The sequence below is a fragment of the Streptomyces sp. NPDC002680 genome (assembly GCF_042889145.1).
GTDB lineage: Bacteria > Actinomycetota > Actinomycetes > Streptomycetales > Streptomycetaceae > Streptomyces > Streptomyces adonidis.
In genome coordinates this window covers 308,147-331,945 of the sequence record NZ_JBIAQP010000002.1, presented here as the reverse complement: position 1 = coordinate 331,945, position 23,799 = coordinate 308,147, and the positions used below count along the sequence as shown (strand labels likewise).

At 70.4% G+C, this 23,799-nt stretch carries 19 protein-coding genes; 10 read left to right on the top strand and 9 right to left on the bottom strand.

Annotated elements, in window-relative coordinates:
• Positions 1 to 117 precede the first annotated feature (117 nt).
• The 4 genes from ACFYXF_RS08115 to ACFYXF_RS08100 all read left to right on the top strand — a co-directional run bounded on the left by ACFYXF_RS08115 (position 118) and on the right by ACFYXF_RS08100 (position 3,763).
• Positions 118 to 1,047, top strand: coding sequence for a diiron oxygenase (locus ACFYXF_RS08115; protein WP_389348731.1), 930 nt, complete (start codon positions 118 to 120; stop codon positions 1,045 to 1,047).
• 317 nt (positions 1,048 to 1,364) lie between these two features.
• Positions 1,365 to 2,021 carry a TetR/AcrR family transcriptional regulator gene (locus tag ACFYXF_RS08110; RefSeq protein WP_389348730.1) on the top strand — a complete coding sequence of 219 codons (657 nt, stop codon included), beginning with the start codon at positions 1,365 to 1,367 and terminating at the stop codon, positions 2,019 to 2,021.
• A 4-nt stretch (positions 2,022 to 2,025) separates the two neighbouring features.
• On the top strand, positions 2,026 to 2,349 hold the full coding sequence (locus ACFYXF_RS08105; protein ID WP_389348729.1) for a hypothetical protein: 324 nt from the start codon (positions 2,026 to 2,028) through the stop codon (positions 2,347 to 2,349).
• Positions 2,350 to 2,452: 103 nt separating this feature from the next.
• A complete protein-coding gene (locus ACFYXF_RS08100; RefSeq protein ID WP_389348728.1) occupies positions 2,453 to 3,763 on the top strand; it encodes an NlpC/P60 family protein in 1,311 nt (436 codons plus the stop codon).
• On the opposite strand, the gene ACFYXF_RS08095 is transcribed toward ACFYXF_RS08100, so the two are convergent.
• Genes ACFYXF_RS08095 through ACFYXF_RS08075 form a run of 5 tightly spaced genes read right to left on the bottom strand, consistent with a single transcriptional unit; the run spans position 3,724 to position 9,601 of the window.
• Positions 3,724 to 4,989, bottom strand: coding sequence for a styrene monooxygenase/indole monooxygenase family protein (locus ACFYXF_RS08095; protein WP_389348727.1), 1,266 nt, complete (start codon positions 4,987 to 4,989; stop codon positions 3,724 to 3,726). The two genes, ACFYXF_RS08100 and ACFYXF_RS08095, sit on opposite strands and share 40 nt — an antisense overlap.
• Positions 4,990 to 5,012: 23 nt before the next feature.
• Positions 5,013 to 5,678, bottom strand: a complete 666-nt coding sequence (locus tag ACFYXF_RS08090) for an ATP/GTP-binding protein (RefSeq protein WP_389348726.1) — start codon at positions 5,676 to 5,678, stop codon at positions 5,013 to 5,015.
• The gene (locus ACFYXF_RS08085) at positions 5,659 to 6,069 is read right to left on the bottom strand and encodes a DUF742 domain-containing protein (RefSeq protein ID WP_389348725.1); all 411 of its coding nucleotides are present in this window, start codon (positions 6,067 to 6,069) and stop codon (positions 5,659 to 5,661) included. Before ACFYXF_RS08085 ends, ACFYXF_RS08090 begins: the two co-directional genes overlap by 20 nt.
• A complete protein-coding gene (locus ACFYXF_RS08080; protein ID WP_389348724.1) occupies positions 6,066 to 6,620 on the bottom strand; it encodes a roadblock/LC7 domain-containing protein in 555 nt (184 codons plus the stop codon). The genes ACFYXF_RS08085 and ACFYXF_RS08080 overlap by 4 nt, the downstream gene beginning before the upstream one ends.
• Positions 6,617 to 9,601: a nitrate- and nitrite sensing domain-containing protein gene (locus tag ACFYXF_RS08075; RefSeq protein ID WP_389348723.1), complete on the bottom strand. Its 2,985-nt coding sequence runs from the start codon at positions 9,599 to 9,601 to the stop codon at positions 6,617 to 6,619. The genes ACFYXF_RS08080 and ACFYXF_RS08075 overlap by 4 nt, the downstream gene beginning before the upstream one ends.
• Before the next feature lie 439 nt (positions 9,602 to 10,040).
• Here ACFYXF_RS08075 and ACFYXF_RS08070 point away from each other — a divergent pair, with 439 nt between their 5' ends.
• Positions 10,041 to 10,832, top strand: a complete 792-nt coding sequence (locus ACFYXF_RS08070) for a hypothetical protein (RefSeq protein WP_389348722.1) — start codon at positions 10,041 to 10,043, stop codon at positions 10,830 to 10,832.
• 20 nt (positions 10,833 to 10,852) lie between these two features.
• Here ACFYXF_RS08070 and ACFYXF_RS08065 read toward each other — a convergent pair whose 3' ends face one another.
• Both ACFYXF_RS08065 and lon read right to left on the bottom strand, forming a co-directional pair.
• Positions 10,853 to 11,356 (bottom strand): MarR family winged helix-turn-helix transcriptional regulator, encoded by a 504-nt coding sequence (locus ACFYXF_RS08065; protein ID WP_389348721.1) that lies wholly within the window; start codon positions 11,354 to 11,356, stop codon positions 10,853 to 10,855.
• Positions 11,357 to 11,545: 189 nt separating this feature from the next.
• Positions 11,546 to 13,960: an endopeptidase La gene (lon, locus tag ACFYXF_RS08060; protein WP_389348720.1), complete on the bottom strand. Its 2,415-nt coding sequence runs from the start codon at positions 13,958 to 13,960 to the stop codon at positions 11,546 to 11,548.
• 177 nt (positions 13,961 to 14,137) lie between these two features.
• Between lon and ACFYXF_RS08055 the strand changes: the two genes are divergently transcribed.
• Positions 14,138 to 14,827, top strand: coding sequence for a GNAT family N-acetyltransferase (locus ACFYXF_RS08055; RefSeq protein ID WP_389348719.1), 690 nt, complete (start codon positions 14,138 to 14,140; stop codon positions 14,825 to 14,827).
• Here the strand turns inward: ACFYXF_RS08055 and ACFYXF_RS08050 are convergent.
• A complete protein-coding gene (locus tag ACFYXF_RS08050) occupies positions 14,769 to 15,899 on the bottom strand; it encodes a hypothetical protein (protein ID WP_389348718.1) in 1,131 nt (376 codons plus the stop codon). The two genes, ACFYXF_RS08055 and ACFYXF_RS08050, sit on opposite strands and share 59 nt — an antisense overlap.
• An 88-nt stretch (positions 15,900 to 15,987) precedes the next feature.
• Positions 15,988 to 16,770 carry a rhomboid-like protein gene (locus ACFYXF_RS08045; protein ID WP_389348717.1) on the bottom strand — a complete coding sequence of 261 codons (783 nt, stop codon included), beginning with the start codon at positions 16,768 to 16,770 and terminating at the stop codon, positions 15,988 to 15,990.
• A gap of 177 nt (positions 16,771 to 16,947) precedes the next feature.
• Between ACFYXF_RS08045 and ACFYXF_RS08040 the strand changes: the two genes are divergently transcribed.
• The 4 genes from ACFYXF_RS08040 (at position 16,948) to ACFYXF_RS08025 (ending at position 23,758) form a co-directional block, all read left to right on the top strand.
• Entirely contained in the window at positions 16,948 to 17,637 is a 690-nt protein-coding gene (locus ACFYXF_RS08040) for a spermidine synthase (RefSeq protein ID WP_389348716.1), read from the top strand.
• 145 nt (positions 17,638 to 17,782) lie between these two features.
• Positions 17,783 to 18,520 (top strand): response regulator transcription factor, encoded by a 738-nt coding sequence (locus ACFYXF_RS08035; protein WP_006383578.1) that lies wholly within the window; start codon positions 17,783 to 17,785, stop codon positions 18,518 to 18,520.
• Positions 18,517 to 19,626 carry an ATP-binding protein gene (locus ACFYXF_RS08030; RefSeq protein ID WP_389348715.1) on the top strand — a complete coding sequence of 370 codons (1,110 nt, stop codon included), beginning with the start codon at positions 18,517 to 18,519 and terminating at the stop codon, positions 19,624 to 19,626. Before ACFYXF_RS08035 ends, ACFYXF_RS08030 begins: the two co-directional genes overlap by 4 nt.
• A 316-nt stretch (positions 19,627 to 19,942) precedes the next feature.
• The gene (locus ACFYXF_RS08025; protein WP_389348714.1) at positions 19,943 to 23,758 is read left to right on the top strand and encodes a multifunctional oxoglutarate decarboxylase/oxoglutarate dehydrogenase thiamine pyrophosphate-binding subunit/dihydrolipoyllysine-residue succinyltransferase subunit; all 3,816 of its coding nucleotides are present in this window, start codon (positions 19,943 to 19,945) and stop codon (positions 23,756 to 23,758) included.
• Positions 23,759 to 23,799: the final 41 nt, after the last annotated feature.

Genomic DNA, 23,799 nt, shown 5'->3' with positions numbered 1-23,799 from the left:
ATGCACGCTACTGCACTTGGGTGACGAGATAAGCCCCATATAAGGCCCCACAAAAAGCTACGCGCAAGTAGCTCCCAGGGGATTGACCCGCTTGCTGACAAGCGATCTCATAAGAACGTGACGACAGTGACGGAAGCCGAGATACTCCGCGACGCGCTGGGCGTGCTCAAGGACCGGGAACAAGTGGCCGAACGGCTCCTCGACGCGTCCGCCAAGCACTCCTTCGACCCCGACAAGGAGCTGGACTGGGACGCCCCCTTCGAGGACGGCAAGTGGTTCTGGCCGCCCGAGCTGGTCTCCCTGTACGGCACTCCGCTGTGGAAGCGGATGAGCGAGGAGCAGCGCATCCTGCTCTCCCGGCACGAGGCGGCGGCGCTCGCCTCGCTCGGGATCTGGTTCGAGATCATCCTGATGCAGCTCCTCGTACGCCATATCTACGACAAGGCGGCGACGAGCGCGCACGTCCGCTACGCGTTGACGGAGATCGAGGACGAGTGCAGGCACTCGAAGATGTTCGCGCGCCTGATCAGCCGGGGCGGCACCCCGTACTACCCGGTCAGCCGGGTGCACCAGAACCTGGGCCGGTTCTTCAAGACGGTGTCCACGACGCCCGGTTCGTTCACGGCGACGCTGCTCGGGGAGGAGGTTCTCGACTGGATGCAGCGCCTGACGTTCCCGGACGAGCGGGTGCAGCCGCTGATCAGGGGTGTCACTCGCATCCACGTGGTGGAGGAGTCCCGCCACGTCCGCTACGCCCGCGAGGAACTCCGCCGCCAGATGGTGACGGCCCCGAGATGGTCCCAGGGCTTCACCCGAGTCACCTCGGGCGAGTTCGCCCGCGTGTTCTCGGTCGCGTTCGTCAACCCGGACGTGTACGAGAACGTCGGCCTGAACAAGGCGGAGGCGGTGGCGCAGGTGCGGGCAAGCGGGCATCGACGGGAGGTCATGCAGTCCGGCGCGAAGAAACTGACGGACTTCCTGGACGACATCGGGGTCCTGCGAGGTGCCGGCCGACGGCTGTGGAGGTCTTCGGGACTGCTGGCTTGAATCCAGGGTGCGCCTCGGTGGGGGCTGGTCGCGCAGTTCCCCGCGCCCCTAAAAGCCCGTCCGGCCCTTGGCGTATAGCTGCGGGTCAGAGGGGGTTGCTCGCGCAGTTCCCCGCGCCCCTGAAAAGCAGGGGCTGCGCCCCGTGCTTTTCAGGGGCGCAGGGCCGGGGCCTTTAGGGGCGCGGGGAACTGCGCGACCAGCCCCCACCGGGCCCGCAGCCAAACGAACCGGGACGGACGGGTCTTTGTCTCTCAGGGGCGCGGGGAACTGCGCGACCAGCCACGACGCACCCCCACCCGCCCGACTACCCTGCACACATGCCCCCCGCCGCCCCCGCCTACCGCCGTCTGAACGTCGAGGAGCGGCGCAGCCAGCTCCTCGAAGCCGCCCTCACCCTCTTCGCCCACCGCACCCCCGAAGAGGTCTCCCTCGACGACGTAGCAGAGGCAGCCGGAGTCTCCCGCCCCCTCGTGTACCGCTACTTCCCCGGCGGCAAACAGCAGCTGTACGAGGCAGCACTCCGCTCCGCCGCCGAGGAACTCGAACTCTGCTTCGACGAACCCCCCGAGGGCCCCCTCCCTGCCCGCCTCTCCCGCGCCCTCGACCGCTACCTCACCTTCGTCGACGAGCACGACGCCGGCTTCAGCGCCCTCCTCCAGGGCGGCAGCGTCGTCGAGACGTCCCGTACGACGGCCATAGTGGACCGGGTCCGCCGTACCGCCGCCGAGCACATCCTCAGCCATCTCGGGGTGACAGACCCCAGCCCCCGCCTGCGGATGACCGTACGCATGTGGATCACCGCCGTCGAAGCGGCGTCCCTCATCTGGCTGGACGAGGACAAGGACCCGCCGGTGGACGAGCTGCGGGACTGGCTGGTGGAACAGTTCACGGCGGTCCTGACGGTGACGGCCGGCCGCGACCCGCAGACGGCGGCCGTCGTACGCAACACCCTGAGCGCGGATACCGGAAACTGATCCCGTGAAGAGCCAAGACACCGCCTTCGAGGGCGGCCCCCTGGACGGCCGTGTGCTGCCCATCCTGCTCGGGCCGACCGGCCACCCCCCGAAGACGTACAAGGTCCCGGTGCCGGACGCGGCCGGCGGCCCGCCGACCGTGCTGGTCTACCGGCGCGTGCCGAAGGGGCGGCCGGGAAAGCTGGGTCTGCACCCGGGCTGGAAGTACGCGTACGACCCGGAGGGCAAGCCGACCGACGGCAAGCTGCGCTGGCCGTGGTCGAAACCGGCCGCCGGACCGGTGCCAGGCGCCACGCCGCAGGGCAAGCCGGACGACACCGACGGGTGACGAGGTTGGGCCGAACCGCGCACGCTCGCCGCGCGGACCTCGCGCCCGCGTCACAAGCTCGCGGTGCGGAGCGGAAGGGCTGCCCCGCACCGGAGGTGATGACGTGTCAGGAAGGCTTCTGCGTCTGGTCTGTACGGCGGCGATGGCGGCCGGCACACTCCTCGCACCCGTCCCCGCCCTGGCCGCACCGGACCCGAGCCCGAGCCCGAGTCCCACAGCGACCGAATCCTCCGCCGAGCCCGCCCCCGGCAACGGTTCCCCCTCCGAGCCCGCCCCGGCGACCGGTTCCTCCACCGAGCCCTACCCAGCGACCGACTCCCCGACCGGGCCCGCCACCGAGCCCGCCGCTGTCGTCCCCCAGGCCGACGAGCCCTCCGTCGCCGACCTCCTGACGGACCTTCAGCGTCTGTATCGCGAGGCCGAGCAGGCCACCCACACCTACGACGCCACCGCCGAGCGGCTGAAGCGGCAGCGGGCCGAGGTGCGGCGGCTCGACCGGCAGCTCGTGCGCGCCCGGCTGGCCCTGCACGAGCGGCGCGGTGCCCTCGGCCGGCTCGCCCGGCAGCAGTACCAGAACAGCACCGACATCTCCCCGTACGTCCAGCTGCTGCTGGCCCGCGATCCGCAGCACGCCCTCGAACAGGGCCATGTGATCCGCCAGTTGGCGCTGGAGCGGGCCGAGACGGTGGGCCGGCTGGTCGGCGGCGAGCGGCGCACCGGCGGTCTCGCGCGGGCCGCACGTGCCGCGCTGGACGAGCAACTCACCCTCGCCGAACGGCAGAAGCGCGACCGGGACGCCGTACGGGAGCGGCTCAGGGAGGTCGAGGAGCTGCTCGCCTCGCTGAGCACCGAACAGCTCGGCGAACTGGCCGAGTTGGAGCGCGGCGGCGAAGTCACCGAGGAACAGCGGGAGTTCGTCACCTCCGGTGCCCTCAGCGCCGGACGGAAGCCGTCCCAGGACGGTGAGCAGGCGCTGAGGCATGCGGTGGCGCAGCTCGGGAAGCCGTACGAGTGGGGGGCCGAGGGGCCGACGTCGTTCGACTGCTCGGGGCTGACCTCGCAGGCCTGGGAGAAGGCGGGGCGGCCCATCCCCCGGACCAGCCAGGAGCAGTGGGCGCGGCTGCCGCACATCCCGCTGGCCGAGCTGCGCCCCGGTGACCTGGTCGTCTACTTCCCCGGGGCGACGCATGTGGCCCTGTATCTCGGGGACGGCATGGTCGTACAGGCGCCGCGTCCGGGGGCCAGGATCAAGGTGTCGCCGCTCTCGGCCAACCCGGTGCTGGGCGCCGTACGGCCGGACCCGGACGGGGAACCCCTGCGGCGCTACACACCGCCGAAGCTCCCCGCCGACGCCACGGCGGGCCCGGACGAGGGCTACGACTCGGTCATCGCTCCCGCGACCGAACCCAGGTAGGCGGCCGTCTTGTCCGGCTCGTAGAAGAAGTTCTCGAAGTCCGCCGGGTCGTTGAACGCGTTGGCGAAGCGGTCGGCGACCGAGGGCAACTGGCCTGCCGCGCCAATGAGGTTGAGGACGTGCTCCGGCGGCGGGCCGAGCATCGCGTTGGTCCACTTGGTGACGTGCTGGGCGGTGTCCCAGTAGCGGTCGAAGGTGGCCCGCATCCAGGTCTCGTCGAACTCCTTCTCGCCCTGTTCGAGGATCGAGTCGAGATACGAAGCCGCGCACTTCGAGGCCGAGTTGGAGCCCTGGCCGGTGATCGGGTCGTTCGCCACGACCACGTCGGCCACGCCGAGGACCAGACCGCCGCCGGGGAGGCGGCCGACCGGGTTACGGACGGTGGGGGCGTAGCGGCCGGCCAACGTGCCGCCCGCGTCGGTGAGTTCGACCTTGGTGGCCCGCGCGTACTCCCACGGTGTGAACCGCTCCATGAGTTCCAGGGTCAGGGAGAGGTGTTCGGCGGGGTCGCGGACGCCGTTGAAGACGTCGAGCGGGCCGCCGGGTATGCCCTCCCAGAACAGGATGTCGGCGCGGCCCGAGGTGGTGAACGTCGGCATGACGAACAGCTCGCCGACACCCGGGACCAGGTTGCAGCGGACGCCGTCGTACTCGGGGTGCTCCGGGCGCGGGCCGAGGCCGTGGACGTAGGCGACGGCCAGCGCGCGCTGCGGCTCGCGGTACGGGGAGCGCTCGGGGTCGCGGGCGAACATCGACACCAGTTCGCCCTTGCCCGCCGAGACGAGGACCAGGTCGTACGTACGGGAGAAGTAGTCGAGGTCGCCCACCGCGGCGCCGTGGATGACCAGTTGGCCGCCGCGCTGGGCGAACGTCTCCATCCAGCCGGCCATCTTCACCCGCTGGTCGACGGACTGGGCGTAGCCGTCGAGCCTGCCGATCCAGTCGATCGCGCGCTGGGTCGGCCCCGGGTCGTGCGAGCCGGGGGCGGCGACCGAGACGCCGAGTCCTTCGATCTTCGGGGCCTGGGACTCCCAGAAGTTCAGCTGGAGATCGCGCTCGTGCTGGAGGGCGGTGTGGAACATGCACTGGGTCGACATGACCCGGCCGGACCGGATCTCGTCCGAGGTCCGGTTGGACATCAGGGTGACCTCGTAGCCGTGCGACTGGAGGCCGAGGGCTATCTGGAGTCCGGCCTGACCGGCTCCGACGACGAGTATCTTCCGCATACGGTCTACGTCTCCTGTCGCAGTTACTCGGGACTGACGTCCAGCGCGTGGCCCACCAGGGCGAGCAGGGTCTCGATCACCGGGATGCGGCGCCGCGCATCCATGATCATGACAGGTATGTGCGGCGGCACGGTGAGCGCCTCCCGCACGTCCTCCGGGTCGAACTCGGCACTGCCGTCGAAGTGGTTGACGGCCACGACGTACGGCAGCCCGCAGCTCTCGAAGTAGTCGAGCGCCGGGAAGCACTCCTTCAGCCGCCGGGTGTCGGCCAGTACGACCGCGCCGATCGCGCCACGCACCAGGTCGTCCCACATGAACCAGAACCGCTGCTGGCCCGGCGTACCGAAGAGGTAGAGCACGAGGTCGTCGTCAAGCGTGATGCGGCCGTAGTCCATGGCCACGGTGGTGGTGCGCTTCTCCGGGGTGGCGGTGAGGTCGTCGGTGCCCTCGCTCGCCTCGGTCATCAGCGCCTCCGTCTGGAGGGGCTCGATCTCCGAGATGGTGCCGACCATCGTGGTCTTGCCGACGCCGAAGCCGCCCGCGATCACGATCTTCGTGGCGATCGGCGCCCGGGTGCGGTCCTGCTGCCAGGGCCGCAACTCCTCCTCGCCGGGCCGGACTTGCTCACCGGGCCGGACTTGGAGAAGCGGGGAGACGCCACGGGCGACGTCAGAGACGACGGAGTCCACTCAGCACCCTTTCCAGCAGCGCGCGGTCCGGCTGCCCCGGCCCGTGACCGGTTCCGTACACACGGATCTTTCCCTGGTCCGCGAGATCGCTGAGGAGCACGCGGACCACGCCCAGCGGCATCGTCAGCAGTGCGGCGATCTCGGCCACCGTACGCATCCGGCGGCACAGTTCGACGATGGCCCTCATCTCCGGCATGACCCGGGTGCTGAGGGAACCATTCTCCAGCTCCTTGCGCTCCTCGGGCGCTTCGATCGCGGCGACGAACGTCTCGACGAGGAGGACGTGTCCGAAGCGGGTCCGGCCACCGGTCAGCGAGTACGGGCGTACTCGGGCCGGTTTGCGGTCGCCGCCACGGACGGGAAGCCTGGGCGCGTCCGGGACGGCGCTCACTTGGCGACCTCCGCCGAACGGTCCGGCACGGTTCTGACGGCCATCGGACCGACCGCCGTGGGCTCCTTGTCCGAGGCCCCGCGTTCGATCGACTCCCGTAGCTCACTGCGGAGTTCGGGGGTCAGGACATGGCCGGCGCGGCCCACGAAGAGCGCCATGTGGTACGCCACCACGCTCATGTCACAGTCCGGGGAGCCGTGCACACCGAGCAGTGAGCCGTCGCTGATCGACATCACGAAGAGGCTGCCGTCCTCCATCGCGACCATGGTCTGCTTGACGCCGCCGTAGTCCATCAGCTTGGCGGCGCCGATGGTGAGGCTGCCGATGCCGGAGACGATGGTGGCGAGGTCGGCGGCGGAGCCCTTGGGGCCGGTCGGCTGATCGGGCCGGCGCTCCGCGTTCCTGTCTGGGTCGGACGAGAGCAGGAGCAGACCGTCCGAGGAGACCACCGCGACCGACGTCAGTCCCGGCACCTCCTCGACGAGATTGGTCAGCAGCCAGTGCAGGTTGCGGGCTTCACTACTCAGGCCGAAGGTACTGGGCGCGGTCAACTGCTTGCCTCCTCGACTGTTCCCCCCGTGGATTCTTCGGCATGTGCGGGCTGTGCCGTACGTGCCGGTTGTGCCGTGTGCTCGGTCCGGTCGGGCCGCTCCGTCTGCTCCGCGATCTCCGCCTCCACGTCACGGCGTCCGTCGCGGGCACCCCGGTGGAACCCGCCGAGCCTGCGGCGCAGCGCGTCGGCGTCGACGGATCCGATCCGTGGTCTGGGCGGCGCGGCGGGCGCGGTGATCTTCGGGGTCCGCTTGGGCAGGCCCTTGTCGGTGAGCGGCTCGTCCTCGACGCGCTCGTGCGTGTCGGGGCCGATGGCGTAGGGGTCCGGGGCGGTGCCGGTGTCGGGAGCCGTGGGGACGGTCGGCTCGGGGGTGTCCTCGGCCGGGGGTTCCGGCACGAGCAGTTCCATGGTGATCTCGGAGGCGGGGAGGGCCTCGGGGACGGGAGCGGTGTCCGGGACGGGAGCGTTGTCGGGTTCCGGAGCCGACGGCGCCGACGGCTCGGCCGCGGCGAGCGTGCCGTCGACCGGGGTCGCATCCGTGCCCGCATTCGTGCCCGCGTCCGCGCGCGTGCCCGTATAGGTGTCCACGTCCGCGTCCGTCTCGGCGTCCGCCTCCGCGTTCCGTACGGCCCGCTCCGCCAGGGCGATCATCAGGTCCGGCGCGTCGGCCGCGATCGGGTCGGCGCCGCCCGACTCACCGCCCGACTGCTCCGCAAGGTCCTCGACCCGGCTCTCCTCCGGGTCCTCGGCCTCCGAACGCCCTTGCAGCACATTGGAGTTGACCTCGGCGTCGGCGCCCGGGAAGGTCAGCGTGCCGCCGCCGAGCGTCGAGTTGGCCGAGGGTGATACGGCCGCCGGGTCCTGGGCCAGCAGCGTCTTCGGCAGGACGACGACCGCCGCGACCCCGCCCTGCTTCTGCTCCCTCAACTGCACGCGCACACCGTGCCGGTGGGCGAGCCGCGCCACGACGTACAGCCCGAGCCCGATGCCGTCACCGTCCTCGTCGCCCTCGTCGCCCGCCTCGTACGGGGCGTCCGGATCGAAGTCGGCCAAGCGGGAGTTGAGGCGGACGAGGCGGTCGGCGGCCATGCCGATGCCCTCGTCCTGGACGGAGAGCATGATGTCGCCGCTCTCCAGGAGCCAGCCGGAGATCTCCACCGGAAGCTCGGGCGGGGTGAACGAGGTGGCGTTCTCCAGGAGTTCGGCCAGCAGATGGCTGACGTCGTCGGCGACGAACCCGGCGAGATGCGCGTGCGGCGGCAGCGCGGAGATGCGCACCCGCTCGTACCGCTCGATCTCACTCACGGCGGCCCGGACGACATCGACGAGCGGGACGGGACCCGCGTGCTGGTGGCCGTGTTCGGCGCCGGCGAGGACCAGGAGGTTCTCGCTGTGCCGGCGCATGACGGTGGCGAAGTGGTCGAGCTTGAAGAGGGTGGCGAGCCGGTCCGGGTCCTGCTCGCGCTCCTCCAGGCCCTCGATGACGGCGAGTTGACGCTCGACGAGGCCCAGGGTGCGCAGCGCGAGGTTCACGAAGGTGCCGTGGATGTTGTGCCGGGTGCGGGCCAACTGGCTTGCGGCGTCGGCGAGTTCGGTGCGCAGTTCCTCGCGGGCGTCGGCCATCTTCTGGCGCTGGCCGACCAGGTGCTTGCGGTCGGACTCCAGGGTGGCGATGCGCTCGTGGACGGCGAGGGCGCGGGCGTGCAGGGCGTTGACGGAGCGGACGACCTGGGCGAACTCGTCGTTGCGGCCGGTGAACTTGATCGGTTCCTCGGCGAGCGGGTCGGCGGCCCCGGCGAGCCGGGCGGTGCCCCGGCGCAGCACGGAGAGGGGGCGGGTGAGGGTGCGGGCCATGGCGGTGGCGATACCCACGGAGATCAGGAGAAGGGCGCCGAGGGCGGCGATCCGGATCTCCAGCTCGGTGACGTCGTCGTCCCGGAGCTTGACGAGGGCCTTGGTGCGGCGCTCGTAGAGGGAGGCCTCGACGCCCCGCATCAGCTCGACCCGGGCGGAGAGCGCCGCGTCCACACCGCTGAGGCCGGTGGTGAGTTCGCGCGTGGACAGCGTGGGCTGGTCGGTGAGCGAGGCGAGGTACTTGTCGGCGGTGTCGACCTCGGGTCCGGTGACCGTGGAGTCGTAGCTGCCGACGGCGGTCTCGGGGGCCGTCTCGCGGAAGTCGAGGATCGCCGCGTCCGAGCGCAGGCGGGCCTGCTGGGCGGCGGTGGTGAGGGCGTTCCGCGTCTTCGTGTCGGCGGGCGAGGTGACGGTCACCCGGGAGGACAGCCCGGTGATCGGGTCGTACACGTTCTCGGTGGAGGTCGGCACGCTGAGCGCGGCGAGGAGGAGGCCCCGGGCGGCGGCGGCCTGCTGGACGGCGGAGTCGAGTTCGGCGAGGGCGTACGCGCCGGAGCCCGCTCGGGGCGGCTGCTGCTCGGCCAGTCGCTCGGCGAGGCGGTGCAGCCCGGCGATGGCGTCGGAGTACGTCTCGTGGGCCTGGAGAGCGGTGCTCTTGCCGGTGAGCGCCTCCCGGCGCAGCGTCGCGATCTCGTCCAGGTCCTCGCGCAGCGCGGCCGGGGTGTCGGGGTCGGCGCGCAGATCGCCGACCTGGCGGTCGACGCGGGCGGCGCGCTGCTCGGAGGGCGCCTTCGCCTTGGCGCGGCCGGCGGCGATGTAGACAGTGACCTCGTCGCGTTCGTCGGCGAGCGAGTGGGCCAGGGTCAGGGCGTCCTGGGTCTGCGCCGCGAGGGTCACCAGGTCCTGGGAGTCGTGGAGCTGGGAGGAGGCCGTGATCAGGGACGGGGAGCCTGCCCCGGCGATCGCGGCGGCCACGACGGCGACGGCCACGATGAGCCGGTTCCTGACGTGGGCGGGGCGTCCCCGGCCCGCGGGATCGGTCGGGGCGTCACCGGTAGCGCCCCCTGCGGGAGCTGTCTGCCTGCCTGTGCGCCGAGGCCGCGTCTTCTGCACCGTCGCTCGCATTCCTGACTCGTGTGCCCATGGGCCCGGGTGACGATGCGTCCGGACCCGAATGACGATCCGTCAACTGGATGGCCGCCCGGATGGTTCTGGCCTGCCGCTCACCCGGTACGGTTCCGGTTCTCCGGCACGGTCCGGCTCCCGACCCTCCCATGCCGGTGGGCAGGGAGCGCGCGTCACCTGACCCGCCACTCAAAGGAGTGAACATCAAGGAGTCAACATCGGCGGGGAGTTGGCGGCAAGTTCCTCTGGCCTGTGCTCCCACCGTGCCCGGTGGGCCGGTTGGACGTGGGCGGCGGGCTTTGACATTATCCGCCACTACGTCTTCACGGAGTAGATCATTCCCGCCCAAACCAGGCGTCTGACCAGCGGCTACCCGCTGTTTCGGCAACTGTTGCCAGCCTTTTGAGAACGTTGTGAAGGCCTCGTGCAGACTGGCTGGATGCGTACTGAACTCGCCACGGAGCCCGGTGATCCGGCCCGCCCCAATGAGGACTTCGCAGCGATCGGGCTTCCCGCCTCCGGGCAGGGCGGTTCGCTCGTCCTCCTGGACGGGGTGACTCCCCCCAGGGCCGGCACGGGCTGTCTGCATTCCGTCCCCTGGTACACGGCCCGGCTCGGCGGCGCGCTGACCGAACTGTCGGTTTCGCAGCGGGATATGCCTCTCCAGGACGTGCTGGCGGCGGCCATCTCTCGTACCGCCGAGGCCCACACGCAAACCTGTGACCTTTCTCACCCCCGTACGCCCCAGGCGACCGTGGTCCTGGCCCGCTGGTCCCTGGACGTCGTGGAGCATCTGGTGCTGTCCGACTCGGCCCTGCTGACCGAGTCCCCGGACGGCACGGTCACCGCCCACCTGGACGACCGGCTGTCCCGCGTCCCCCGTGCGTCCCTGGCCACGGACGCGATCGCCGACGCGACGGTACGCAACAAGGAGGGCGGCTTCTTCACGGCGGCGGCCGATCCGGCGGTGGCGTCCCGCGCGGTGTCGGGCACCCTCCCGCGCGCCGAGGTCCGCGCCCTGGCGGCCCTGACGGACGGCGCGACCCGCTGGGTGGAGAAGTTCGCCGAGGGCGACTGGACGGCCTGCTTCACCGCCGTACGCAAGGAGGGCCCACAGTCGCTGCTGAACCGCGTACGGGAACTGGAACGGGCGGACGCGGACGCCGGCCGACCCCGCCTGCGCCGCAGCAAGACGCACGACGACGCGACGGTGGTCTACGTGGAGCTTTGAACGAGGAGAGGGATGAGGGCCTACTTCTCCATACCGAGGTTCAGCTGGTGCAGCAGCCGGGCCAGTTCGGCCACCTCGGTGCGGTCCCAGGCGCCCAGCTCCCGCACGTACCGCGCGCGTCGCGCCTCCCGTACGGCGCGGAAGCGGACGCTGCCCTCGTCGGTGAGGTGGACCAGCCAGGCGCGGCCGTCGGCGGGGTCCGGTTCGCGGGCGATCAGGCCCAGCTCCTCCATGGCGCGCAGCTGGCGGGACATGGTGGCCTTGCCGACGCCGATGTAGGCGGCGAGTTCGGTGGCCCGCTGGCGCCCGCACTCGTCCAGCCGCACCAACAGGCCGTACGCCGACGGCTCCAGGTCGGGATGGACCTCGCGGGCCATCTCCCCGGAGTTGGCCCGGGCGCGCCGCAGGAACACGGTCAACTCGCGCTCCAGGGCGAGGAATTCCCGCTCGACCCCGGGTCCGGGCGTCGTGGACTCGACTCGCTGTCCGCCGAGGTTCCCCTCGCCGTTCACGTCCTCGTGCACGTCAGCACTCCCGATCCGGTGTCGCCGCTCTGAAGGTGTCCGTCGAACACGGCCATTGCCGCAGCTCGGACAGTATTCGGCAAGTATTTCGCAGGCCAGGACCGCCGACGTCACCCAGGCCCCCGTCCGGCGTACGGGAAAGCCCGGACCCCTTCCGGGACCCGGGCTCTCACCGACCGGCAGCGTCCGTCACGCCGCTGCCGGAACCCTCACCTCCGCCGGGTTCTCCGCCGGGGTGAGCGCCAGTTCGAGGACCTGGCGGACGTCCGTGACGGCGTGGACGTCGAGCTTCTCCAGGACCTCGGCCGGGACGTCGTCCAGGTCGGCCTCGTTGCGCTTCGGGATGATCACGGTGGTGACGCCTGCCCGGTGCGCGGCGAGCAGCTTCTGCTTCACCCCGCCGATGGGCAGCACCCGCCCGGTCAGCGAGACCTCGCCCGTCATGGCGACGTCCGTACGAACGAGCCGCCCGCTGAGCAGCGAGGCGAGAGCGGTCGTCATGGTGACGCCCGCGCTGGGACCGTCCTTGGGCACGGCACCCGCCGGGAAGTGGATGTGCACGCCCCGGTCCTTCAGGTCGCCGACGGGCAGCTCCAGTTCGGCGCCGTGCGAGCGCAGGAAGGAGAGCGCGATCTGCGCGGACTCCTTCATCACGTCACCCAGCTGCCCGGTGAGCGTGAGTCCCGCCGCCCCGGTCTCCGGATCGGCGAGCGAGGCCTCGACGTAGAGGACGTCACCGCCGGCCCCGGTGACCGCGAGCCCGGTGGCGACACCGGGTACGGCCGTACGCCGCTCGGCCGGGTCCTGCGCGGCCTCGGGCACGTGATGCGGGCGCCCGATGAGCGACCGCAGATCGCCCTCGGTGACGGTGAACGGCAGCTTCCGCTCGCCGAGTTCGTGCTGTGCGGTGACCTTGCGCAGCAGCCGCGCGATGGACCGCTCCAGGTTCCGGACCCCGGCCTCCCGGGTGTACTCGCCGGCGAGCTTGCGCAACGCGCCCTCGTCGAGGGTGACTTCGGTGCTCTCGAGACCGGCCCGCTCCAGCTGCCGGGGCAGCAGGTGGTCCCGGGCGATGACGACCTTCTCGTCCTCTGTGTACCCGTCGAGCCGCACCAGCTCCATCCGGTCGAGCAGCGCCTCCGGAATGGCTTCGAGCACGTTGGCCGTGGCAAGGAACACCACGTCACTCAGATCGAGTTCGACTTCGAGGTAGTGGTCGCGGAAGGTGTGGTTCTGCGCCGGGTCGAGGACTTCGAGCAGCGCGGCGGCGGGGTCGCCCCGGAAGTCGGAGCCGACCTTGTCGATCTCGTCGAGGAGGACGACGGGGTTCATGGACCCGGCCTCCTTGATGGCCCGCACGATCCGCCCGGGCAGCGCGCCGACATACGTACGCCGGTGACCGCGGATCTCGGCTTCATCCCTGACCCCACCCAGCGCCACCCGGACGAACTTCCGCCCCATGGCATGCGCGACGGACTCACCGAGGCTGGTCTTGCCGACACCGGGCGGCCCGACGAGCGCCAGCACGGCGCCACCACGACGCCCGCCGACAACCCCCAGCCCGCGCTGGGCCCGCCGCTTGCGCACGGCGAGGTACTCGGTGATGCGCTCCTTCACGTCTTCCAGCCCCGCGTGCTCGGCGTCGAGCACGGCCTGGGCGCCCTGGATGTCGTACGAGTCCTCGGTCCGCTCGTTCCACGGCAGTTCGAGAACGGTGTCCAGCCAGGTCCGGATCCAGCCGCCCTCGGGCGACTGCTCGGAGGACCGCTCCAGCTTGTCGACCTCCTTGAGCGCGGCCTCGCGGACGTTCTCCGGCAGGTCGGCGGCCTCGACGCGGGCCCGGTAGTCGTCGGACTCCTCGCCGTCCTTCTCGCCGTTGATCTCCCGCAGTTCCTTGCGTACGGCTTCCAGCTGCTTCCGCAGCAGGAACTCCCGCTGCTGCTTGTCGACGCCCTCCTGGACGTCCTTCGCGATGGTCTCGGCGACGTCCTGCTCGGCGAGGTGGTCGCGCAGCTGCTGGGTGGCGAGCTTCAGCCGGGCCACCGGGTCGGCGGTCTCCAGGAGCTCGATCTTCTGGTCGGTGCTGAGGAAGGGCGAGTAACCGGAATTGTCGGCAAGGGCGGAGACGTCGTCGATGGCCTGGACGCGGTCGACGACCTGCCAGGCGGCGCGCTTGCGCAGCCAGGCGGTGGCAAGTGCCTTGTATTCCTTGACAAGTTCGGTGACATGACCGGGCAACGGGTCGGGAACGGTCTCGTCGATGCGGGTCCCCTCGACCCACAGCGCGGCCCCCGGCCCGGTGGTCCCGGCGCCGATCCGCACCCGCCCCCGAGCGCGAATGAGGGCGCCCGGATCCCCGTCGGCCAGCCGGCCGACCTGCTCCACGGTGCCGACGACACCGGTACTCGGGTACGACCCGTCGACACGCGGCACCAGCAGAACCCGAGGCTTCCCGGGCTCGGTGCGCGCGGCAGCCTGCGCGGCCTCCACGGCGGCCCGCACATCGGCGTCGTTCAGATCCAGCGGCACCACCATCCCGGGCAGCACGACCTCGTCGTCGAGCGGCAGCACAGGCAGAGTGAGCGGTGTGGACGTCGAAGCCATGATCTCCCCTTCGGCAGTCAAGTTGAGCTATGCCGACTCAATGCTTGGGGGCGGCCGATTGTTCCCAGGGACGTGTTCGCCGTGAGCGATCACCTCTGCCGCGACGGCCGACCACCCGCATACAGTCAGGCAAGTAACACTCATTACCGCAGCTCAACCATTACACAGGGAGTCGACGTGGACGGAACCGTGCGGGCCTGGGTCGACGGCTGGGTCGTCTCGCGCGGGGCGTCACCGCCGCTGGTCGAGCCCTGGGGATACACGATCGACGTGGGCACGGCCGAGCACGTCACCCGGCACGTCCTCGACGCGGTGAACGACGCCGTCGAGGAACGGACCGTCCGCAAGGTGGCCGACGCGGTGACCGGGACGGGCGTGACGCTCAAGGTCTTCGCCGATCCGGCGACGGTCGGCGGCTGGCTCGGCGAGGGCTGGCGGACCGACCCCGAGCCGGGCTACCTGATGTCGGTCCCGCTGACGCCCGCGGAGGCGCCCGTCGCCCCCGACGGCTACCGGGTACGCGTCTGGACGCGCGCCGGCGTGACCCGCGTGATGCTCGCGGCGCCCGACGGCTCCTGGGCGGCCCGCGGCCAGATCGCCCCGACGGGCAGAACGGCGGTGGTCGACCAGGTGGAGACCTCCCCCGCGCACCGGCGCCGGGGCCTCGGCTCCTTCGCGATGCGGACGCTCGCGCGGGAGGCCGTCTCCCAGGGCGCGGAGAGAGGCGTACTGGCCGGAACACCGGACGGCCGGGCGCTGTACGAGGCGCTGGAGTGGCGGGTGGAGGCGCTGCTGACGAACGCGAAGTTCACGGCGCCGGGCACATCCACGTGCCGTCCGACAGGGCGGCCAGGACGCGGCGCTTGATCCCGGCACGCTGCGGGCTGCTGACGAGGGACAGGGGCAGATGGCCGACGCGCTCCTCGTACGGGCGCAGCTCGGCGCGGATGAAGGCGTACTCGGACGGATGCGCTTCGACGAGGAGCCGGTCGGCCTCCGCCTTGGCCTCGGACACGGCCAGCGCGTACGGACTTTCGAGTGCCCGTTCACGCAGGGCCTGGGTGAGCTGCCGGATGTACCGCTTGTACTCCATGCGCCGCTGCTGGAGGGCCGCGAGGAAACGCCGGGCGTTGAGCACCGCGACCGCTTCCGCCTCGGGCAGGGCGTAGATGTCGTCGGGGAGCGTGCCCAACGCGTGGGGTGTCTCCGTGCGGGCCCGTTCCGCGGCCATCGCGCCCAGCTCCCGCAAGGCGTTCTCCCACCGTTTCAGCATCAGCGGATGACGCAGCGCCATGTCGCGTTCGTCCTGCTCCTTGGCGTCCTCGGCGGCGGCCAGCCGCACGGTGGTGTCACCGGCGGCGAGCAGGGCGTCGACCTGCGGGGAGCGCGGCGCGGAGATCCGGCCGTGGGCGACGGCGTACGCGATCTCGTCGTGCACGTCACGGAACGCGGGCGGCTCCGCCGCATCACTGAGGTGCCGCCGGGCGCGCTCCCGCTGGACGAGGCCGGCGTACTCGTCCGGGAACACGTGCCGCAGCCAGGCCTGAGCCGTGACATGGGAGTTCGTGCCGTTCCTGCGCTCACGGCTGTTGTGGAAGTCGTTGCGCCGCAGCTTCTTGACCAGGATGGCGGCCTCGTGGGCGCGATGGCGGACCCGGCCCAGCCGGTGCTCGGTGACCTCCAGGCGGGGGTCGCCGGTGTAACGCATCCGCTCGGTGGCGACCTGGAGTTCTCCGCCGGCGCACAGCAGGGCGTCCTGCCAGTCCAGCCGCCATTCCGCCTTGCGCAGCAGCCGGCCGGTGCGGGGCGGGAGGAACCGCCCGTGGACGGCTTCCGCGACGGCCACGGTCACGAGGTTGTCGAAACTCTCGGCGATCAGCTCGACGAGCCGTTCCGTGGGCACCCGCTCGACATCCGCGAGGCGCAGCCTCTCCCCCACACCAGCCCCCTCCGCAAGCACTGACGTCCCCGGGGACCGCGAACGCGCCGGTCCCCCACTTGCGGGCAGGTTATCGGGATTCGGGTAATCAGGCGGTGACTTTCCGTGATTTCCGGGAGTCGGTGCTCCGCCCCGCTCGCCATCGCCGCACCCACGGCCAGGTGGCGACCCCGATGGCCAGGGCCATCACATGCCCCCAGTTGGTCATCGGATCGGTGTACGCGACGAGGTCCTGCACCAGCGTCCCGCCGAACACCACCAGCACCAGCCACCCCAGCCAGGGCCGCAGCAGCCCCGCCAGCGCGCCCACGCTCGCCGCGACCCCGAAACTGATCCCGTAGTCGAGCCGATGCAGCGAGGTCTCCGGCAGCCACCCCACCAGCACCGCGAGCCCCACCGGCACCTCGGTCGCGAGAGTGGCCAGCACATGCCCGAGCGCGAACACCCCGGCGGTACGCAGCCCACCGATCCGCCGCTCCAGCGCGGTGAGGACGAGCAGGAACACGATGGCGTACGGCGATGTCACGCCGCCCACGACCCACAGCGCGCTGGTGACCAGCACGAACACGGGCGTCCGTACGAGGTGGAAGACATCCGTGCTGGTGCCCTGGTGGAGGGCGTGCACGAGGGCGGGGTCGGCATGCTCGGCGACGAACGCCGTAACGAGGAGGACGGCGGCGAACGTGAAGGTGAACGGGGTTCCGGTGGGGGTGGGGAGGAGCCGCCAGGGCCGGAGGAGCCGCCGGCGCGGACCGGACACGGGCCGCGCGGACATGGCCTCCGCCGGCCCCCGCTGTCTCGGCATCCCGTCCAGCAGCCGTACGCCCTCCGCGACGGGCACGTCCGAGGGCGCCGACGAATCCGGCGTCATGTCACCCCTCGTATCGACCCGTTCCACGGTGAGGCACTCCTTCCGTTTCACCCCACCTTTCGCCCCGGCACACGCCCCTGTCTGTGACCCGCGCCACGCACCGGCTGATTCACAGCAAGCCGACAGGCCTCGCCGAAAATGACTGAACTCGTCCCGGCACACTGCCAAGATGCCCCCATGACCCGCTTGACCACCTCCTACACCGCCCCCGAAGTCCTGGACCGCCGTGACGGCCCGTACGGCGAAGTCGTGCTGCGGCGGCACGGGGAGTTGCTGCAGATCATCGCCAACGGGTGCTTCCTGATGGACACTTCCGACGGCCGGTCCGAGCGTCTCCTCATGGACGTGGCTCTCGACGCCCTCGATCCCGGGACGCCCGCCCCCCACGTCCTCATCGGCGGCCTCGGTGTCGGCTTCTCCCTCGCGCACGCCGCCGACGAACCCCGCTGGGGCCGTATCACCGTCGTCGAACGGGAAGCCGCGATCGTCGAATGGCACCGGAACGGGCCGTTGGCGGAGATCTCGGCCCGCGCTTTCTCCGACCCCCGTACCGAGATCGTCGCAGCCGATCTCGTGAGATACGTCAATGAGACCTCCGCCACATTTGACGCGCTGTGTCTCGACATCGACAACGGGCCCGACTGGACCGTCACGGAGGACAACCAGAGCCTGTACTCGCAGGCCGGACTGGCAAGCTGCGCAAGGGTGTTGAGGCCGGGCGGGGTGCTCGCGGTGTGGTCCGCGCAACCCTCTCCGGAATTCGAGGGAACTCTACGGAATGCCGGGTTCCAGGGGGTGCGTACCGAAGAAGTCCCTGTTGCCCGGGGAGTCCCCGACGTTGTACACCTCGCCGTACGACCTGGATAGCCCTCACGCGGTGACTGCCCGTACTCTGCTCCCCTGACGCCGATCACTGATCCGATCAGGCGGGCGTCAATCGCAGTCATGCGCGGACAAGCGCAGCCAAGGAATCACCCCACTGATTCCGGAAAGCACACTTCAGGGGCGGGCGATGGAGCAGACACACACCTCCCAGAACGGCGCGACGGCGACACCCGGCGCCCAGCGCCGGGTTCTCGTGGTCGAGGACGATCCGACGATCGTCGACGCCATCGCGGCCCGTCTGCGCGCAGAGGGATTTCTCGTGCAGACCGCGGGCGACGGCCCGGCCGCCGTCGACACCGCCGAGGCCTGGCAGCCCGATCTGCTGATCCTCGACATCATGCTGCCCGGGTTCGACGGGCTCGAAGTCTGCAGGCGGGTACAGGCCCAGCGGGCCGTGCCCGTCCTGATGCTCACCGCGCGCGACGACGAGACCGACATGCTGGTCGGGCTCGGGGTCGGCGCCGACGACTACATGACGAAGCCCTTCTCCATGCGGGAGCTGGCCGCACGCGTGCATGTGCTGCTGCGCCGGGTCGAGCGGGCCGCCATCGCCGCGTCGACGCCGCGCTCCGGCATCCTGCGCCTCGGCGAGCTGGAGATCGACCACGCGCAGCGACGCGTGCGGGTGCGGTCCGAGGACGTGCACCTCACTCCCACCGAGTTCGATCTGCTCGTCTGTCTGGCGAACACCCCGCGTGCCGTGCTCTCGCGCGAGCAGCTGCTCGCCGAGGTGTGGGACTGGGCGGACGCCTCCGGCACCCGGACCGTCGACAGCCACATCAAGGCACTGCGCCGGAAGATCGGCGCCGAGCGGATCCGTACGGTGCACGGGGTCGGCTACGCACTGGAGACACCGACGCCATGAACCGGGGGCGGCCGGCCGCGCGGAGGAGCCCCGGGGAGCCCTGGGGCGGCGTACGCCCGTTCTCGATCAAGACCAAGCTGGGTGCTCTGGTCGTCGTCTCGGTGCTGATCACCACCGGTCTTTCCATGATCGCGGTGCACACCAAGACGGAGATCCGCTTCATCACGGTCTTCTCGATGATCGCCACACTGTTGATTACGCAGTTCGTGGCCCATTCGCTCACCGCGCCGCTGGACGACATGAACGCGGTGGCCCGTTCCATCTCGCACGGCGACTACACGCGCCGGGTGCGCGAGAACCGCTGGGACGAGCTGGGCGACCTGGCCCAGACGATCAACGTCATGGCCGACGAGCTTGAGGCCCAGGACCACCAGCGCAAGGAGCTGGTGGCGAACGTCTCGCACGAGCTGCGCACCCCCATCGCGGGGCTGCGCGCCGTGCTGGAGAACGTCGTGGACGGCGTCTCGGCCGCCGATCCCGAGACCATGCGTACGGCGCTCAAGCAGACCGAGCGGCTCGGGCGGCTGGTGGAGACCCTGCTGGACCTCTCCCGGCTCGACAACGGCGTCGTACCGCTGCGCACCCGCCGCTTCGAGGTCTGGCCGTATCTCTCGGGCGTGCTCAAGGAGGCCAACATGGTTGCCTCCACGCGCGCGGGCATCGCGTCGGGCTCCGGCGGTCACACCCGTACGGACGTCCATCTGCACCTCGACGTCAACCCGCCCGAGCTGGTCGCGCACGCCGACCCGGAGCGCCTCCACCAGGTCGTCGCCAACCTGATCGACAACGCGGTCAAGCACAGCCCCGCGCACGGCCGGGTCACGGTGAAGGCGCGGCGCGGAGAACTGGCCGAGTCGCTGGAGCTGGAGATCCTGGACGAGGGGCCCGGCATCCCGCGCTCCGAGTGGCACCGGGTCTTCGAGCGGTTCAACCGCGGCGGCGTCAGCTCGCCGCACGGCCCGGGCAGCGACGGCGGTACGGGCCTCGGGCTCGCGATCGCGCGCTGGGCCGTGGATCTGCACGGCGGCCGGATCGGTGTGGCCGAATCCGAGCGAGGTTGCCGGATTTTGGTCACCCTTCCGGGAGACTCATCCGTCCCAAGTTGACGTAAAGTTCGAAGCGGAGCCACAAGATCCACCTGACGTCCGCGCTGACGGACGCGCGTGGACACGTGTGATTGGTCACAGGCCCGCGCATTTGGTGCGCCCGGCCGACAATCTGGGCATCCCCCGAGTGTCCCTTTCGGACCGGAACCCCGCTTGTTTCCCGCCATTTCACCCCCCGAAACCCGTTTCTCGATGTGACTTACACGACGATGAACGGGCCCGGACTGACCTTTCGGCCACGGGGGCGTAGCCTTAATTCCCGCTGTCCATCACCTTGTGAAGCCACCTTGTGAAGCGGAAGAGGGCGGTTGCCGCCGTGTCGCCACAGTCCCCCAGTAACTCATCGAGCATCTCGACCGACGAAGGAGCAGGTAACCCTGCGGCTGCGTTCGGACCCAACGAGTGGCTCGTCGACGAGATCTATCAGCAGTACCTCCAGGATCCGAACTCCGTAGACCGAGCCTGGTGGGACTTCTTCGCCGACTACAAGCCCGGAGCGGCTGCCGCTCCGACGGCTACGGCGGGTGCTGCGGCCACGGGGGCCGCAGGTACCACCACGACCGCTCCAGCGGCTCCGGCCGCCCCCGCGGCTCCCGTGACCCCGGCCGTCCCTGCGCCGGCCCCGGCGGTCGCTCCCAAGCCCGCCGCTGCCGCCCCGGCCGCTGCTCCGGCGGCGCCTGCCGCTCCGGCTGCTCCTGCCGCGAAGCCCGTGGCAGCCGCGCCCGCCGCCAAGCCAAAGGCCGCTCCCGCGACCGTGGCCGCGGACGGCCCCGAGTTCGTGACGCTGCGCGGCCCCTCCGCCGCCGTGGCGAAGAACATGAACGCCTCGATCGAGGTGCCCACGGCCACGTCCGTGCGCGCGGTCCCGGTGAAGCTGCTCTTCGACAACCGCATCGTCATCAACAACCACCTGAAGCGCGCCCGGGGCGGGAAGATCTCCTTCACCCACCTCATCGGGTACGCGATGGTGCAGGCCATCAAGGCCATGCCGTCGATGAACTACTCCTTCGCGGAGAAGGACGGCAAGCCGACCCTGGTGAAGCCGGCGCACGTCAACTTCGGCCTGGCCATCGACCTGGTGAAGCCCAACGGCGACCGCCAGCTCGTCGTCGCCGGCATCAAGAAGGCCGAGACGCTGAACTTCTTCGAGTTCTGGCAGGCCTACGAGGACATCGTCCGCCGCGCCCGCGACGGCAAGCTGACGATGGACGACTTCACAGGCGTGACCGTGTCGTTGACCAACCCCGGTGGCCTCGGCACCGTCCACTCGGTACCGCGTCTGATGCCCGGTCAGTCGGTCATCATGGGCGTCGGTTCCATGGACTACCCGGCCGAGTTCCAGGGCACGAGCCAGGACACCCTCAACAAGCTCGGCATCTCGAAGGTCATGACGCTCACGTCGACCTACGACCACCGGGTCATCCAGGGCGCCGCGTCGGGCGAGTTCCTCCGGATCGTCGCGAACCTCCTCCTCGGCGAGACCGGGTTCTACGACGACATCTTCGAGGCGCTGCGCATCCCCTACGAGCCGGTCCGCTGGCTCAAGGACATCGACGCCTCGCACGACGACGACGTCACGAAGGCCGCGCGCGTCTTCGAGCTGATCCATTCCTACCGGGTCCGCGGCCATGTCATGGCCGACACCGACCCGCTGGAGTACCACCAGCGCAAGCACCCCGACCTGGACATCACCGAGCACGGGCTCACCCTCTGGGACCTGGAGCGCGAGTTCGCGGTCGGCGGCTTCTCGGGCAAGTCCCTGATGAAGCTGCGCGACATCCTCGGCGTGCTGCGCGACTCGTACTGCCGCACCACCGGCGTCGAGTTCATGCACATCCAGGACCCGAAGCAGCGCAAGTGGATCCAGGACCGCATCGAGCGCCCGCACAGCAAGCCGGAGCGCGAGGAGCAGCTGCGCATCCTGCGCCGGCTGAACGCGGCGGAGGCCTTCGAGACCTTCCTGCAGACGAAGTACGTCGGCCAGAAGCGCTTCTCGCTCGAAGGCGGCGAGTCGGTCATCCCGCTGCTGGACGCGGTCATCGACAGCGCGGCCGAGTCGCGCCTGGACGAGGTCGTCATCGGCATGGCCCACCGCGGCCGGCTGAACGTCCTCGCGAACATCGTCGGCAAGTCGTACGCCCAGATCTTCCGCGAGTTCGAGGGCAACCTCGACCCGAAGTCGATGCACGGCTCCGGCGACGTGAAGTACCACCTTGGCGCCCAGGGCGTGTTCACCGGCCTGGACGGCGAGCAGATCAACGTCTCGCTGGCCGCCAACCCGTCCCACCTGGAGACGGTCGACCCGGTCATCGAGGGCATCGCCCGTGCCAAGCAGGACATCATCAACAAGGGCGGCACGGACTTCACGGTCCTGCCGGTCGCCCTGCACGGTGACGCGGCCTTCGCGGGCCAGGGCGTGGTGGCCGAGACGCTCAACATGTCCCAGCTGCGCGGCTACCGCACCGGCGGCACGGTCCACATCGTCATCAACAACCAGGTCGGCTTCACCGCCGCCCCGGAGTCGTCGCGCTCCTCCATGTACGCCACCGACGTGGCCCGCATGATCGAGGCGCCGATCTTCCATGTGAACGGCGACGACCCCGAGGCCGTCGTCCGCGTCGCTCGCCTGGCCTTCGAGTTCCGCCAGGCGTTCAACAAGGACGTCGTCATCGACCTCATCTGCTACCGCCGTCGGGGCCACAACGAGTCCGACAACCCGGCGTTCACGCAGCCCCTGATGTACGACCTGATCGACAAGAAGCGCTCGGTGCGCAAGCTCTACACCGAGTCCCTCATCGGTCGCGGCGACATCACCCTGGAAGAGGCCGAGCAGGCGCTCCAGGACTTCCAGGGCCAGCTGGAGAAGGTCTTCACGGAGGTCCGCGAGGCCATCTCCACCCCGGCCGAGGCCCTCGTGGGCGACCCCCGGGCCGAGTTCCCGGTGGCCGTGCAGACCGCGGTCTCCCAGGAGGTCGTCAAGCGCATCGCCGAGTCCCAGGTCAACATCCCCGACCACGTCACCGTCCACCCGCGGCTGCTCCCGCAGCTGCAGCGCCGGGCGTCGATGATCGAGGACGACACGATCGACTGGGGCATGGGCGAGACGCTCGCGATCGGCTCCCTGCTCCTGGAGGGCACCCCGGTGCGCCTCTCGGGCCAGGACTCCCGACGCGGCACCTTCGGCCAGCGCCACGCGGTCCTGATCGACCGGGTCACGGGCGAGGACTTCACCCCGCTCCAGTACCTGTCGGACGAGCAGGCCCGCCTGAACGTCTACGACTCGCTGCTCTCCGAGTACGCGGTCATGGGCTTCGAGTACGGCTACTCGCTGGCCCGCCCCGACGCGCTCGTCATGTGGGAGGCGCAGTTCGGCGACTTCGTCAACGGCGCGCAGACGGTCATCGACGAGTACATCTCGGCGGCGGAGCAGAAGTGGGGCCAGACGTCCGGCGTCACCCTGCTCCTCCCCCACGGCTACGAGGGCCAGGGCCCGGACCACTCGTCCGCGCGCATCGAGCGGTTCCTCCAGCTGTGCGCCCAGAACAACATGACGGTCGCTCAGCCGACGCTCCCGTCGAACTACTTCCACCTGCTGCGGTGGCAGGTGCACAACCCGCACCACAAGCCGCTGGTGGTCTTCACCCCGAAGTCGATGCTGCGTCTCAAGGCGGCGGCCTCGAAGACGGAGGAGTTCACGACGGGCGCCTTCCGCCCGGTCATCGGCGACGAGTCCGCGAACCCGGCCGACGTCCGCAAGGTCGTCTTCTGCGCCGGCAAGCTGTACTACGACCTTGAGGCCGAGCGGAAGAAGCGCGGCACCACGGACACGGCGATCATCCGCATCGAGCGCCTGTACCCGCTCCCGGGTGCGGAACTCCAGGCGGAGATCGCCAAGTACCCGAACGCCGAGAAGTACCTGTGGGCGCAGGAGGAGCCGGCGAACCAGGGCGCGTGGCCCTTCATCGCCCTCAACCTGATCGACCACCTGGACCTCGCGGTCGGCGCGGACATCCCGCACGGCGAGCGCCTGCGGCGCATCTCGCGCCCGGCGGGCTCGTCCCCGGCGGTGGGTTCGGCCAAGCGTCACCAGGCGGAGCAGGAGCAGCTGGTGCGTGAGGTGTTCGAGGCGTAGGTCTCTGGCGGCACAGCGGTAGGGCCCGGCACCGGGGAGAT

What these genes read in the sequence shown, in the direction of transcription:
- ACFYXF_RS08040 (WP_389348716.1), top strand. Translation starts at nt 16,948, where the DNA reads ATGACCCGCTTGACCACCTCCTACACCGCCCCCGAAGTCCTGGACCGC.
- ACFYXF_RS08045 (WP_389348717.1), bottom strand. Translation starts at nt 16,770, where the DNA reads ATGACGCCGGATTCGTCGGCGCCCTCGGACGTGCCCGTCGCGGAGGGC.
- ACFYXF_RS08110 (WP_389348730.1), top strand. Translation starts at nt 1,365, where the DNA reads ATGCCCCCCGCCGCCCCCGCCTACCGCCGTCTGAACGTCGAGGAGCGG.
- ACFYXF_RS08075 (WP_389348723.1), bottom strand. Translation starts at nt 9,601, where the DNA reads ATGCGAGCGACGGTGCAGAAGACGCGGCCTCGGCGCACAGGCAGGCAG.
- ACFYXF_RS08035 (WP_006383578.1), top strand. Translation starts at nt 17,783, where the DNA reads ATGGAGCAGACACACACCTCCCAGAACGGCGCGACGGCGACACCCGGC.
- ACFYXF_RS08095 (WP_389348727.1), bottom strand. Translation starts at nt 4,989, where the DNA reads ATGCGGAAGATACTCGTCGTCGGAGCCGGTCAGGCCGGACTCCAGATA.
- lon (WP_389348720.1), bottom strand. Translation starts at nt 13,960, where the DNA reads ATGGCTTCGACGTCCACACCGCTCACTCTGCCTGTGCTGCCGCTCGAC.
- ACFYXF_RS08030 (WP_389348715.1), top strand. Translation starts at nt 18,517, where the DNA reads ATGAACCGGGGGCGGCCGGCCGCGCGGAGGAGCCCCGGGGAGCCCTGG.
- ACFYXF_RS08070 (WP_389348722.1), top strand. Translation starts at nt 10,041, where the DNA reads ATGCGTACTGAACTCGCCACGGAGCCCGGTGATCCGGCCCGCCCCAAT.